14 protein-coding genes and 1 pseudogene are annotated in these 14,106 nt (G+C 47.6%); 1 reads left to right on the top strand and 14 read right to left on the bottom strand.

The genetic code is table 11. The features are described 5' to 3' along the window. Positions 1-33 precede the first annotated feature (33 nt). From dinG to H615_RS0106590, 10 genes are all read right to left on the bottom strand, one after another. Entirely contained in the window at positions 34-2,841 is a 2,808-nt protein-coding gene (gene dinG, locus H615_RS0106545; RefSeq protein ID WP_027954392.1) for an ATP-dependent DNA helicase DinG, read from the bottom strand. An 80-nt stretch (positions 2,842-2,921) separates the two neighbouring features. Continuing rightward, the gene (gene panD, locus H615_RS0106550; RefSeq protein WP_027954393.1) at positions 2,922-3,314 is read right to left on the bottom strand and encodes an aspartate 1-decarboxylase; all 393 of its coding nucleotides are present in this window, start codon (positions 3,312-3,314) and stop codon (positions 2,922-2,924) included. 19 nt (positions 3,315-3,333) lie between these two features. Beyond that, on the bottom strand, positions 3,334-4,200 hold the full coding sequence (panC, locus tag H615_RS0106555) for a pantoate--beta-alanine ligase (RefSeq protein WP_027954394.1): 867 nt from the start codon (positions 4,198-4,200) through the stop codon (positions 3,334-3,336). Between the two features lie 10 nt (positions 4,201-4,210). Continuing rightward, positions 4,211-5,032: a 3-methyl-2-oxobutanoate hydroxymethyltransferase gene (gene panB / locus H615_RS0106560; RefSeq protein ID WP_027954395.1), complete on the bottom strand. Its 822-nt coding sequence runs from the start codon at positions 5,030-5,032 to the stop codon at positions 4,211-4,213. Continuing rightward, complete coding sequence (locus H615_RS0106565; RefSeq protein ID WP_027954396.1) at positions 5,025-6,017, bottom strand: biotin--[acetyl-CoA-carboxylase] ligase; 993 nt, start codon at positions 6,015-6,017, stop codon at positions 5,025-5,027. Before H615_RS0106565 ends, panB begins: the two co-directional genes overlap by 8 nt. After that, complete coding sequence (locus H615_RS0106570; RefSeq protein ID WP_027954397.1) at positions 5,993-7,192, bottom strand: CCA tRNA nucleotidyltransferase; 1,200 nt, start codon at positions 7,190-7,192, stop codon at positions 5,993-5,995. The genes H615_RS0106565 and H615_RS0106570 overlap by 25 nt, the downstream gene beginning before the upstream one ends. After that, positions 7,182-8,312, bottom strand: a complete 1,131-nt coding sequence (gene bshA, locus H615_RS0106575; protein WP_027954398.1) for an N-acetyl-alpha-D-glucosaminyl L-malate synthase BshA — start codon at positions 8,310-8,312, stop codon at positions 7,182-7,184. The genes H615_RS0106570 and bshA overlap by 11 nt, the downstream gene beginning before the upstream one ends. Before the next feature lie 7 nt (positions 8,313-8,319). Beyond that, entirely contained in the window at positions 8,320-8,733 is a 414-nt protein-coding gene (gene mgsA / locus H615_RS0106580) for a methylglyoxal synthase (protein WP_027954399.1), read from the bottom strand. Between the two features lie 15 nt (positions 8,734-8,748). After that, positions 8,749-9,549: a 4-hydroxy-tetrahydrodipicolinate reductase gene (dapB, locus tag H615_RS0106585; RefSeq protein ID WP_027954400.1), complete on the bottom strand. Its 801-nt coding sequence runs from the start codon at positions 9,547-9,549 to the stop codon at positions 8,749-8,751. Next, positions 9,549-9,878, bottom strand: a complete 330-nt coding sequence (locus H615_RS0106590; protein WP_035531332.1) for a nucleotide pyrophosphohydrolase — start codon at positions 9,876-9,878, stop codon at positions 9,549-9,551. The genes dapB and H615_RS0106590 overlap by 1 nt, the downstream gene beginning before the upstream one ends. Positions 9,879-10,042: 164 nt before the next feature. Here H615_RS0106590 and H615_RS0106595 point away from each other — a divergent pair, with 164 nt between their 5' ends. After that, positions 10,043-10,915, top strand: a complete 873-nt coding sequence (locus tag H615_RS0106595; RefSeq protein WP_035531335.1) for a YitT family protein — start codon at positions 10,043-10,045, stop codon at positions 10,913-10,915. Between the two features lie 56 nt (positions 10,916-10,971). Here H615_RS0106595 and H615_RS0106600 read toward each other — a convergent pair whose 3' ends face one another. From H615_RS0106600 to H615_RS20970, 4 genes and pseudogenes are all read right to left on the bottom strand, one after another. Continuing rightward, complete coding sequence (locus H615_RS0106600) at positions 10,972-11,646, bottom strand: zinc metallopeptidase (protein ID WP_027954403.1); 675 nt, start codon at positions 11,644-11,646, stop codon at positions 10,972-10,974. Positions 11,647-11,705: 59 nt separating this feature from the next. Further along, positions 11,706-12,200 (bottom strand): hypothetical protein, encoded by a 495-nt coding sequence (locus H615_RS0106605; RefSeq protein WP_156896449.1) that lies wholly within the window; start codon positions 12,198-12,200, stop codon positions 11,706-11,708. Positions 12,201-12,444: 244 nt separating this feature from the next. After that, positions 12,445-13,017 (bottom strand): lipoprotein heptaprenylglyceryl N-acetyltransferase LhaT, encoded by a 573-nt coding sequence (gene lhaT, locus H615_RS0106610; protein ID WP_027954405.1) that lies wholly within the window; start codon positions 13,015-13,017, stop codon positions 12,445-12,447. A gap of 320 nt (positions 13,018-13,337) precedes the next feature. Then, a pseudogene (locus H615_RS20970) lies at positions 13,338-14,096 on the bottom strand (c-type cytochrome); the annotation flags it as partial. Positions 14,097-14,106: the final 10 nt, after the last annotated feature.

Raw genomic sequence — 14,106 nt, forward strand, 5'->3', positions numbered from 1 at the left:
ATTATAACAGCTCTTTAAGCACCAGGGTATCAGTTACAGCCAGTTTTCAATCCGGTCCATTAGTTTTTTTGTCGAGTCATAAACGACCGGTATATCAGGAAGGGATGATAGAAAATACTTCCCATATTTCGCTTCCATCAGACGCTGATCACACACGATGACAACGCCTCGGTCACTGCTGCTTCTAATCAGCCGCCCGAACCCCTGTTTAAATCGGATAATCGCCTGCGGAAGGGACTTTTCCATAAACGCATTTTTCCCTTCCTGTTTTAGCCGTTGATCGATCGACTTCTGCACAGGCTGATCCGGGGGTGCAAAGGGCAGCCGGACCATCATGAGACAAGACAAATCATCCCCTGGAATATCTACACCTTCCCAAAAAGAACTGGTCCCGAGAAGGATGGCCTGATCGAATGCCTGGAAATTCTTTTTCAAACGGTCTCTGCTTCCGCTCGAAATCCCTTGTGCGAAAATCATAAATTCTTCAGGATCTATGAATTCCTTTAAGAGACTATATGTCCGGCGGAGCATATCATAGGAGGTGAAAAGCACCATCATCCGTCCGTTTGTGACATGTGCTGTCGAATATATCGCTTCACTCAAAGCTTCGATAAATGTATCGGGATCGTTTTTAATATCAGGGAAGTCATCCGGGACCAACAGCTGCACCTGTTCGTGGAAAGGATATGGAGAAGGAATCGATGTCTCGATGACATCTGGTTCATCCCCAAGCCCCAGCGAATCACGGATGTATTTGAAGGAATCACCGGTTGTAAGCGTGGCACTGGTCAGTACGACGCTCTTCTTCTGATTGAACAACCGTTCCTTCAAAATGCCGGGAGTGTTCAATGGCTCACTATACAAATAAATCGAATTGGCCGCCCCTTCCCCTTCAATTTCAATCCAGCGGACACTCTCTTCATCCTGACTATCAAAATAGTCGATCAACTGATGCCGGATATCCAGACAGACATCCTTTTGTGTATGGATTCTCGAAAGAAGGATAGGAATGCCGTGGTCTTCTTTTAATGTAAGAAGGATCTGCAGTTCATTCTGCATGGACGTCATCTGCTCGGTTATGACAAACACAGCAGACAAAAAGCGGTTCGACATTTCCTTCGCACTCTGCATGAACGAGGCAGACCGTTCTTTTTCCAGAGTCATCTGTGTCCGCCCCACATCACTTCTGCCTCTGCTTGAATTCCTTTGTTTTTTCACATGCTGGTAAATGTACCTGGAAAACTGGCTGAGTTCTTCCTTAGCTTCATCAACGGCCTTTTGGAGTTTATTCAGGTGGCTGTAAAAGGACTGCGGGACAGGCCATCCCTTATACAGACTTTTCTGGGCAAGTTCCGTCGTCTGCGTTAAATACCTCTGGAGATCCCTGTAGTTCATCCGCAGGCCGAAATACCTTCCTGCTACGGCTTCCAGGTGATGGGCCTCATCCACAACGGCACGATCATAGGAAGGCAGGGATGTTTCTTCTTTGATGATATCAAGACAGAAGAGAGCATGGTTGGTAATGATGATATCAGCCTCTTCTGCTCTCCTCAACGCCCATTGGAAAAAGGAATCATCTGTATACCCGAGCTGTTCCGTTTTGGAGGACTGCTCGGCTGAAACCTTATGCCAGAATTGACGGCCGTTCGAAGGAAGCTGAACTTCATCAATATCACCGGTTCGCGTTTTAGTGAGCCAGACGAGAAGCATGGCTTTCGTCAGAGCTGTATCATAATTATCCTGATAGCTGCGCTCAAGCTCATATTGAAAGTGAATCAAACTGATGTAATGACCTTTACCTTTGTATAAAACGGCACGGATTGGTCTTGGAAACATCCGTTCAATTTTTGGAATTTCCTCTTCAAGAAGCTGTTTCTGCAGACTGTTGGTATGTGTCGTTATTAAAATACGCTCGTCATTTTTCACCGCATGATAGACCGCAGGAAGAAGGTAGGCGGCGGACTTCCCGGTACCGGCCCCTGCTTCGATCACAGCGTGACGGTTCTCTTCCAGAGCCTTGTGGACATGGGAGGTCATTTCCTGCTGTCCCTTCCGGATTTCATATTCCGGAACCATTGATTTCAGACCATTCTCCCCTTCATATACCTCTTTATTCCACTGCTCAAATGGTGGAAAGATTGAAGAAGAAGCGGAACGCACTTCATCCGGCCGGCGGCTCCGGACAGCTATACCGTACAAAATTTCGATATCGGTGTCGTTTTGGGTCCGATACCTCGCTTCCTCTACCGCAGACTCTATAAAGGACCTCAAGTCACTCTTCAGCTTCCCCTCGATTTTCAGAAGCTGGGATAGTGTCCTTTCCGGAAGGGCCTGCATCTGTTTCAGCAGATACTGCAGCAAGTCGGCAGTCACCTGGGCATCTGACAGCGCTCGATGTGGGCGGTCATGGCCCATGTCCAGCTTTTCGGCCAGATGTCCGAGCTTAAAAGCAGAAGAAGTCGGCAGCATGATCCTGGCCAGTTCTACTGTATCAATGATGGGATTATGTAAGCGTGGAAATCCGCATCTCTGCAGTTCATCATTCAGGAAACCAAGATCAAATTCAATGTTATGCGCCACGATATAAGCATCTTTGAATAATGGATGAATGTCTCCAGCAATTTCTGAAAACAATGGCGCATCCATGACATCCTCTTCATCAATCCCGGTCAGAGACGTAATAAAAGGTGGAATGTCTCTTTCCGGATAGATCAAAGAAGAGAATTCACGAATCACGGAACCTGCTTCATTCATTAGAACGATTCCAATTTCAATGATCCGGTCTCCTTTTGGTGATGCGTTTCCTGTTGTTTCTAAATCTACGATTGCAAATGTTGTCATGTTACCCCTACTTTCACCACAAAAAGGAAGGACCCTGCCTTCACGGACAGGCACAGATCCTCTTCTCATGCTTTAAGCTTTCAATAAAGTGGAAGCGTTGATAAAGGCGGCTCTTCCTCTATCATTTCCACGACCTGATTCCGTTCATTCATGAGAGCAATTTTTGGACGGAATTCCCCAAGCTCTTCCTCACTAAGCACGGCATAAGCTACGATGATTACGATATCTCCGGGCTGCACGAGACGGGCGGCTGCTCCGTTCAGGCAGACAACGCCACTGCCTCTTTCTCCGGCTATCACATAGGTCTCCAGCCGGGCACCATTATTATTGTTGACAACCTGGACTTTTTCGTGGGGAAGAATCTCTGCCTGATCCAGAATATCCTGATCAATCGTAATGCTTCCCACATAGTTTAAATTCGCTTCCGTAACACGGGCGCGATGAATTTTTGATTTCATCATCGTTCGAAACATCTTGTTTCCTCCCTGTGCCTCACCCTGTTGTTATCTTTCCATTCCGGTCAAAAACCACATTATCAATCAGCCGGGCCCTTTCATAAAAAACGGCAGCGGCCAGAATAACAGGCCTGTCTATGACGTCCACAGATGTCAATTCAGGATAAGATAGTAATTCAATATAGTCTATTCTACCACGAGTTCTGCTTTCGAGAAACTTTGTAACCGATTCTATGATTCGGGCGGGGCTCCTCTCCCCATCCTCCACCATCTGCCTTCCTACCTGCAGGGATTCCTGAATCGCCGGGGCCTCATCTCTTTCCCCCGCTGTGAGGTGGACGTTACGACTGCTTTTGGCAAGGCCGTCTTCCTCACGTACTGTAGCTACAGGGACGAGTTGGATATCATAATTGAAGTCGTTGATCAGCGCATCAACCACTGCCACCTGCTGAGCATCCTTCATCCCGAAATAAGCTTGATCAGGCATGACGATGTTGAATAATTTAGTCAAAACAGCGGCCACCCCGTCAAAGTGTCCGGGCCGGCTTTTCCCACACAGCACGTCCGTCCTTTTCGTGACAGACAGCTGAATTGACATGGGCTCCGGATACATCATGGCTGTGGTTGGTAAAAATAAAACATCCACGCCGTGTTCTTCAGCTAGGTTTCTGTCCCGCTCTTCATCGCGGGGATATGTATCCAGATCTTCTCCAGCTCCAAACTGCAGTGGATTGACGAAGATGCTGAGGATGACTATGTCATTTTCGCTCCGGGCGGTCTCGATCAACTTCAGATGTCCTTCATGAAGGTAACCCATCGTTGGAACAAATCCCACGGTGCGTCCTTCCTTTTTCACCTGTTTCACATGCTGCTGTACATCTCTAATGTTACCTAATACTTTCATTCCCAATCACTTACTCCTTTGGAAGACCCGACATATTCATTGTAAACGTATGTTTTTCCTCAGGAAATTCCCCGTTTTTAACCTCTTGTACATAGCGGGAAATCCCGTCACCAAAAGCTTGATTTCCATCGGTGTAGGACTTGACAAATTTAGGAAGACGCCCCACTCCATAGTTGAGAATATCATGATAGACGAGAACCTGCCCGTCACAGTCGGCTCCCGCTCCAATACCGATGGTAGGGATATTCAGTTTTTCGGTTATTAAGGAGGCCAGCTGACGAGGTACACATTCGAGAACGAGCATCATCGCCCCGGCCCTCTCGATTTCCAATGCCTCATCCAATAAACGCGCAGCGGTTTCCTTGTCTTTTCCCTGCACTTTGTAACCACCGAGCACATTGACCGACTGCGGCGTCAGTCCTATGTGTCCGACAACCGGAATGCCGGCTTTGACAAGCTTAGCCATGGTTTCAGAGACTTCTCCGCTTCCTTCCAGTTTCAAAGCCTGTGCGCCCGTTTCCTGGTAAAGCTTTTTCGCATTGCTGAGTGTATCGGCTGTGGAAATGTGATAGGACATGAACGGCATGTCTACAACTTTGAAGGTTTGGCCTGCCCCGCGGCTGACCGCTTTCCCGTGATGGATCATATCCTCGACGGTCACAGGAATCGTGGATTCATAACCGAGGACGGTCATACCAAGACTGTCTCCGACTAAAATCATATCAGCCCCCGCCGCTTCAACTAGTTTCGCAGAAGGATAATCGTAGCTTGTCACCATCGTTATTTTTTCTTGATCGTGTTTCATTTGAAGGAACTGCTGTTTGTTAAGCAAGATATCCACCTTCTCCCCAATGAATTTCCGCTGAATATAATTTCTCTTCTTCCCCTGTCTTTCTCCTGGCGCGCAGAGCTCCATCCGGTTCGATTCCCAGAAGAGTCGCTTCCCACGTCTCTTTCATCGTCGAAATCGTGACGTTTTCCCCGATCTTATATCCATACTTCTCCCAGTCTTCCTTGACCGATTGAAAACCATCACGGATGAACTGGTCGTAGGAGGATTCAAACAATGTAAGAAAATGCTGGATCGTTTTTTGTATGTTCCAATCACGGCCGGATTCGATTTTAAAGGAAGAGGCTTTATAACGGATGTCAGAAGGGATGTCTTCCTCCTCCTGGTTGACGTTCATGCCGATGCCAAGCACTATGTACTGGATCGTATCCTGTTCCGCCTGCATTTCTGTAAGAATCCCCGACACCTTTTTGTGATGGATCAACACATCGTTCGGCCACTTGATCTGTGGCTCAAGACCGGAGCGCTCATCAATCATTTTAGCAATGACCGTAGCCGCAAGAAGGGTCAACTGCGGCGCTTCCACGGGTGGCAGATCCGGCTTGAGCAGAAAGCTCATCCAAATCCCTTTCCCTTTCGGTGAGTCCCAGCTCCGGGCCATCCGTCCTTTCCCTCCGACCTGTTCATCGGCGACCACAACGGTTCCATGTGGTTTCCCCTGCTTGGCCATATGATGGACAATTTCCTGGGTGGACTCCACCTGATCATAATGATACAACTGGTGTCCCATCCACCGGGTTTCAAGACCCCACTGTAATGTGTTTTCGCTGATCTTGTCCGGGAACCCGTGGATTTTATACCCTTTCCGTTGAACCGCTTCGATTTCATAGCCGTCTTTTTTCAATTCATTCATATGCTTCCATACAGCAGTCCTTGATATATTCAGCTGTTCAGATAACTGCTGGCCGGATATATGACCTTCCTGCTTCGTCAATAATTCAATCAAATGTTTCCGGGTGGATTCCATGTGATGACCCACTCCTTTATTTTTTCATAATCGTTCTCCAGCACCCCTTCGACTACACGGCGCTCCACGGCCTTCATCGTTTCTGATATCCAGGGGCCTTTCCTTTTATCCGGGTGCAGGGCAATCAAGTCCACCGACTCAAACTCAAGGTCTTTCCTATCGCATATTGGCAGGTGATGCTTCCGATCCAACAGGCGTTCTTTTATGCCACGGTCCATTCCTGCCGCTTCCGTCACACGGTCAAATGAACTGTACAATGATTCCGGAAGACAGTAGGCCAGCCATGAGGTCACATCATCTGCATCCGTATAAAGGTTCATGGCTTCCTTCAGTTGATCCGTCTCTCTTTTTTCCTGATTCGATCGTTTCCACGTTTTAAGAAAAGCAGATACAGAAAAAGAAGAATCCTGAAGACAGAGGAAGACAGCGATCTCGGGCCACGATTTCAAAGGACTAAGCGGAGGATTTTTCTGGAGGCCCATATCTTCAAGGAAAGGAAGCTGATGAAACAGACCAGTTTCATCAAGAAGCCCCAATGCATTCTTTATGCCTTGACCAGCGAAGGTTTTTCTTGTCTCTTCTGCAACTCGTTCCATTGAGATGTTCGCGAGTAGTGAAGCCTGCTTTACAAGCGCCTCTTTTGTGGTGCCTGTCACTTCAAAACAAAGCTGGCTCGAAAAACGGACGGCCCTCATCATTCGTAAAGGGTCTTCCTGAAATCGGTCGTAAGGATTGCCGACAGCCCTGATCTGTTTATGCTTTATCGCCTTCCTACCATCAAAAGGATCAATGATCCTACCGTGTCGGTCCATAGCCATTGCATTCATCGTAAAGTCCCGCCGGGCAAGATCTGTTCGAATATCAGAGACGAAGGTCACCTCATCGGGATGCCTGTAGTCCTCATATCCGGATTCTGTACGGAATGTCGTCACCTCATAGGAGGTGGACCGGTGTCTGACGATGACCGTGCCGTGCTCGATACCTACAGGAATGACCTTTTCAAAGATTTCCTGGATTTTCGAAGGAGGCAGAGATGAAGCGATATCGATGTCACCAACCGCTCTACCACTTACATGATCCCTAACAGCACCACCGGCTATATATGCTTCTCCACCGGCTTCCTCAATTCTCTGCATCACCTCAAAGGCCTGTTCAAAAAGAGGGTCATGCTTCATCAGCGAGCACCTGCCGATACAATTCTTCATATTCATTCAAAATGGTTGCTGTGGCAAATTTATCCTGCACAACGGTTTTCGCCCGTTCAGACATTTGGTGATGATGGTCCTTGTCAGCCAGGATTCTATTGGCGAAATATGCCGTCTGTTCAATATTCCCCAGTTCAGCTATATAACCCGTTTCACCGTGATCAATAACTTCCGGTATCCCCCCGATATTGGTGCCGATGGACGGAACACCGCAGGCCATCGCCTCAAGAAGAACCAGCCCAAAGCTCTCTTTTTCGGACAAGAGAAGCTTAAGATCAGCAATAGAAAGCAGATCACTGACATTTTCCTGCTTCCCAAGGAATAATACATCCTCATCCAATCCGAGGTCCTGTACAAGCTGATAACAGGCGGAATACTCCGGACCGTCACCGACGAGAAGGAGCTTTGCAGGTCTTTCCGACCGGACTTTAGCAAAGGTCTGGATCACATCAGGCACCCGCTTCACCTTCCTGAAATTGGAGATGTGGATCAGGACAGCGTCCTCATCCTTGATGCCGTAATGGTCCTTCAAGTGCTGGTTCGACTTCCGGTAATATTCACGTTCATCCACGAAATTGTAAATGACATCAATGGAACGATCTGTATGTAGCATTTCTTGCGTCTGTTCCACGAGACTATGGGATACAGCGGTCACACGGTCAGACTGCTCAATACCGAATTTGATCATTTCCTGGAGGCTCGTATCGATCCCCAGTACAGTAATATCCGTCCCATGAAGGGTCGTTATGATTTTCACATCACGGTTACACATCTGCTTGGCTAAAATAGCACAGACCGCATGCGGCATCGCATAGTGCACATGAAGAATATCCAGTTCTTCACGGTTGATGACATCCGCCATTTTTGCTGCTAATGCCAAATCATAGGGTGGATGTTGAAACACAGGATAGCTGCTGACCTCCACCTCGTGGTAATAAATATTCGGATACACCCGGTTCAGCCGGAAAGGTACCTGTGAGGCCACAAAATGTATTTCATGTCCATTTTCAGCCAGCAGCTTTCCCAGTTCTGTTGCGATGACACCTGATCCCCCGACAGTCGGGTAGCAGGTGATTCCTATTTTAGCCATACTACGTTCACTCCTGTTTTCTGTTCTCTTCTATGATGCTGTTCCATTCAATATCGTCATGATCGAGAGCTCTTACCATAATCTCTGCGCCTGCCAGGTTCGTTGCAACTGGAATCTGGTGGACATCACAAAGGCGCAGAAGAGCACTGATGTCCGGTTCATGAGGCTGGGCGGTAAGCGGGTCTCTGAAAAAAATGACCATCTGCATTTGTTCGTCTGCAATTCTCGCTCCAATCTGCTGATCCCCGCCGAGCGGACCGGATTGGAAACGTGTGACGTCCAATCCCGTTTCATCCGCAATCCGCATACCTGTAGTACCCGTTGCGAAAAGTTCATGCTTCGAAAAAACACCGGCATGCTTTTTTGTAAACTGAATGATATCTTCTTTCTTTTTATCATGGGCAATTAAAGCAATATTCATGGTCAATCTCCCCTTTTAATCGAGTAGATGCTCTAATCCATAAACCAGCGTATCCAGTTCAACAGCTTTTTCAACAGCAAGCTTTACGCCACTCATGAAGGATTCCCTGTGAATGGAATCATGCTTGATTGTGAGTGTTTCCCCAAGTCCACCGAAGACGACTTCCTGGTGAGCGACGAGCCCCGGAAGACGCATACTATGAATTCTCATCCCCTCTTCATCAGCACCACGGGCGCCCGGCAGAGTTTCTTTTTCATCCTTGTGGCCCTGATGATGAGGATTGCGGACTTCCTTAATCAATTCCGCCGTTTTCACCGCTGTCCCTGATGGAGCATCAAGCTTCTGGTCATGATGTTTTTCAATGATTTCGACATAAGGAAAATGCTTGGCGGCCCATTTGGAAAACTGCATCATTAAAACGGCGCCGATGGCGAAGTTCGGAGCAATTACGGTACCCAGCTGTTTTTCTTCGGCAAGGCTGGTCAATTCCTGAAGCTGCTCCTGTGTAAACCCAGTTGTGCCGACCACCGGACGCACCCCATTGTTCAGCGCAAGCTTTGTATGGATATACCCGTTATCCGGTGTCGTAAGATCGATCAGTACGTCCGCCTCCACCTCATTCAGGCAGGCTTCAGCATCCGTGTAGATCAAAGCGTCCAAGTCAGGGAGTCCGTGGATATCCTTGACATTGATGCCGTCATTTTCCCTGTCAATACATGCGGCCAGGCTCAGGTGCTGCTCCCGTTGCATCATATTCAAGGCTTCACTGCCCATTTTACCACGAGGTCCTGCTACAATCACCTTAATCGTTTTCATTACTCTTCCTCCTTTTTGGTCCAACGGTCTTTGTCCCGTGTTTCAATTTTGCTCATGGACTGCTCAAATGCCTCTGACAGGTCGATATCAAGAGAGTTCGCGAAACAAGTCAGTACAAAGATTACATCGCCAAGCTCCTCTTCCAATGCTTTATCCTTCTCTGTCTTTTTCTTAGGTTTCTCCCCATACCGGTGATTAACTTCCCTTGCCATTTCTCCAACTTCTTCTGTAAGCCTTGCCTGAAGGCTGAGAGGTGAGAAATACCCCTCTTTAAATTGTGATATGTAGTTATCGACACGTTTTTGTATGTCCTGTGTTGTATATTCCATTATAGATCCCTCTTTTCCTTCACGGATTCTCTCTAAATGTTAGCCAAAAGGAGCTCATTTGACAAATTTTCCGTTTATTCCACCTTCTCCTGCCTGTTCATATTGCCGCTCATTCGACAAACAACTATAATGATAATCGTGCAGATGACCTTGGAGGTGGACATATGAAAATTTTCGGACTGCGTTTAAAAAATATAACCCTGATCATTTTGGGGTCCGCTGTGTTTTCGTTCGGGATCGTTCATTTTAATATCCAGAATGAACTCGGTGAAGGCGGCTTTACAGGGATCACCCTTTTACTGCTGTATTTATTCAACTGGGATCCTGCTGTGATGAACATTGTTTTGAACATTCCCGTCCTTTTTATCGGATGGCGTATTTTAGGACGCACCACATTTTTGTACTCCTTGATTGGAATTGTCGCGGTTTCTGTATTCATCGCCTTGTCCCAGCGATTTATGATTACCATCGACCTTTCGGATGACCTTACACTGGCTTCGCTGTTTGCCGGGGTATTTATCGGCGTCGGTTTAGGAATCATATTCCGCTACGGCGGAACAACCGGCGGTGTGGACATCATCGCCAGGCTCATCAACAAATACCTCGGCTGGAGCATGGGCCGGGCGATGTTCGTTTTTGATGCTCTCGTGATTTTCATTTCTGCCATTACTTATCTGGAACATGTCCGGGGAATGTACACGCTTGTCGCTGTTTTTGTCGGTGCGAAGGTGATTGATTTCATCCAGGAAGGTGCCTACGCTGCCCGTGGGACGACAATCATATCGGAAAAGAGCGAAGAAATCTCACAAAAAGTTATGCAGGAGATGGATCGTGGTGTGACCGTACTTGACGGCCGTGGGTCGTTTTCCGGTTCCAAACGGGATGTTCTCTATTGTGTAATTGCAAAAAACGAAATTGTACGGCTGAAGACCATTATCGAACAAATTGACCCTCATGCGTTTGTAGCCGTCAGTCACGTCCATGATGTGATGGGTGAGGGGTTTACATTGGATGAAAACAAAAACCCCATTGACTAAGACCATCCTGGAAAACAAAAAAAGACCTCCGCTGCCGGAGGTCTTTTTCCTGTCTTTTACTCTTCGTTCATCCCAATGAACATGAATACGAAGCGGAGAAGTTCGGCAAGGGCAACGAGTGCACCTGCCACATATGTCATTGCCGCAGCATTGAGGACCTTTTTCGTTTTCCGTTCTTCATCGTTCCGGATAACGCCGGTCGACACCAGCTGTGCCATGGCACGGTTGGAAGCATCGAATTCTACAGGCAGTGTAACCAGCTGGAACAGCACGGCCGCTGCGAAGAAGACAATCCCGACTAAGACAAGGCCTGTCATCTGAAGCAGCATACCACCAATCAATAGGAAAATGGAGATATTGGAACCAAAGCTTGCTACCGGGACGAGGGCGCTTCGGAAACGAAGGAAAGCATAATCCTGAGCATCCTGTATGGCGTGCCCCACTTCGTGTGCTGCCACTGCTGCACCAGCTGTGGAGCGTCCGTGATAAATGTCTGAAGAAAGACGAATCACTTTGGAGCGCGGATCGTAATGGTCTGTCAAATGGCCGCGGACTTCTTCCACAGCTACATTAAAGAGGCCGTTGTCATTAAGAATTTTTCGTGCTACTTCAGCACCTGACATGGACGATGAAGTAGGGACTTGTGAATATTTTTTGTACGTAGACTTCACTTTAGACTGAGCCCACAAAGGGATAATTAAAATCAAAGCAAAGTAAATGATAAAACTCATTTGTCATTCCTCCATAAGAATGGTTCTTAGGTCAATTTTAGTCAAATCCCTGTGGAAAATCAACTATTATGTTCTTTTATTGTGTGTCTAATTTTTGAACGGGAAGGATGCTTCCTCACCCCTACATAAAAAAGAACAGCAAGGATAAATCCTCCCACCCCTGCAGCCATACCCGTCAAGGACACTCCTTCATCGGTGCCTTGGACAAACGCATCGACCATTGCGGATGCAGAGGCAGCCGTGTCGGTCGTCGGTTGAAGATGATGCTGTTCAAGTGCCTCCCGGAGCTGCTTGGTGTCAACAGAGTCATACACGTGCATCACGACGGGCTCAAGGTCTTCCCAGTCCAGAAGAACCTGCTCCGCCGGAGTACTAGACAACCCCTCACGAAAAGCTGCTAATTTTTGTTCCACTGCTGTCTCTCTGTCTGGTGCTGTGATCACTTCAAAGAAAAGGAGAGCCGCTTCCGTCGGCCGGTCTCCGTCTTGGTACATGTTCAAATCCTCCCAGACGGCCCGGTCCTCTTCCGACACCCCGCTCATATATGTTTCCATATCCGGCCACCTGCTATGCAGGAGCCTCTCTGCTGCCTCAGTTTTTCCGTCATGTAGAAGTGACCTGTACTGGCTGTAAAATCGTTCCCACTGCTCCTGGGCTCCCTCACCCCACCCACCATGCAGGCTCAGTGGCATGAGCGTGAATATCAGGGATATGAACACAACTTTACACACCTGTCCCATTTCACTTCTCCCCTCTCATTATCCCGGTTAGTTACATGTTATGAAAAGGGATCCACATTTAGACGTTCTGTATCTTTTTCATAAGGTAATAGGCTGCGCCTATACAGAACAGACTCAGCCAGAAGGTGAAATAGCCGATTTCCTTCATATGCTCCATAATAGCCGGGTAGACAGGCATCTGTTCAAAGACATAGTCAATGACATCATTATGAAGCGTCCATACAGCAGCAAAAAGAATATGCCTGGTCCGCATCGCATAAAAGGGTGCATACAGAATCCCCTGAACAGCCATGGCACTATGAGAAAAAATAAGCATATAACCGGTCCATGGCAGAGCGCCATATTCCATAAAGGTAAGACCATTCATCACCACCGCCCATACACCGTATTTAAGCAGTGTAATGAGCGCGAGGGCTTCTATATATGGGACATTCCTTCCAAATAGATAAAAACCAAGAAAGATTGTAAAAAACAAGCTGGCTGTGGGGCTGTCAGGAACAAACAGGAGGAAGATCGGTTCTGTCACCTCCAACTGCGGTTCATACCACAGGTACCCGTAAATGGTTCCTCCGAGATTAACAAAAAATAATACGATTAAAAAAAGCCGGTGCGTCAAAATATATGTCAACATCTGTTTCATGCGAACCTTCCTCCTGTAACAAAAGAAACCGCGCATATTTCAGCGCGGCATTCATCAATCTATTTTGTTCATTCTTCAGAAGACCCGTTCTCTTCTTCTGAATCTTCACCATTCTCTCCTTCAGAAGAACTTTCTTCATCGGAAGATTCTTCTCCTTCAGATGAACCTTCTTCCCCGGAAGATCCCTCTTCATCAGACGAGCCTTCTCCTTCGGAGGAGCTTTCTTCTTCCGAAGAGCCCTCTCCTTCGGAGGAGCCTTCTCCCTCTGCAGATCCTTCCCCTTCTGATGAGCCTCCTTCTCCACTGCCGGCGCCGACAACAAACTCAGCAAGCTGCTGAAGTTCCTCATCTGTTCCGTTAAAGATTCCAGCCGGCATGGCGCCTTTACCATTCACGGCAATATCTTTCACTTGGTCAACAGTCAGCTCTGCATCAATTAATGCTGGATAACTCCCCTGACCTTGAAGGGCGTCGCCGTGACAGCTTAGACAGTTGGCTTCATAAACGGCATAACCTGGAGCTGATTTATCAATGGTTGATTCAACCGCTTCCACGTTCACGCCATATTTCTCCGCACGCATTTCGTAATCTGCATGTGTGACGGACTCATACGTAAGCCAAAAGGTGGCTGCGAAGCCAAGAAGCATCAGACCTACAGCAATTGGACGCTTGTGAGGACGTCGTTCCGGTCCCCGGTCCAGGAACGGTGCAAGCAGAAGTGCACCGAAGGCAAGACCCGGCATAACAATTGCTCCGAGAACAATATAATCTCCGCCGGCAAATTGATATTTAAGGAATTGATACAAGAACAGGAAGTACCAGTCCGGCAGCGGAATGTAACTCGCGTTGTTTGGATCCGCCTGCTGCTCCAACGGTGACGGGTGGGCAGCGGTAAGTATTAAAAACCCGATCAGAAAGACCGATCCTACCAGCCACTCTTTCAACAGGAAGTTGGGCCAGAACGCTTCCGTGCGGCCTGGATATTCTGAATAGTCTTTTGGTAAATTGGCTTTTTGTTCGGCAGTGACCCTTGAATCACCGACGAACTTCATCCCTTTTCCCCTATGCACAGCTTTCCCT

The organism is Halobacillus kuroshimensis DSM 18393, from assembly GCF_000425705.1.
Taxonomy (GTDB): domain Bacteria; phylum Bacillota; class Bacilli; order Bacillales; family Halobacillaceae; genus Halobacillus; species Halobacillus kuroshimensis.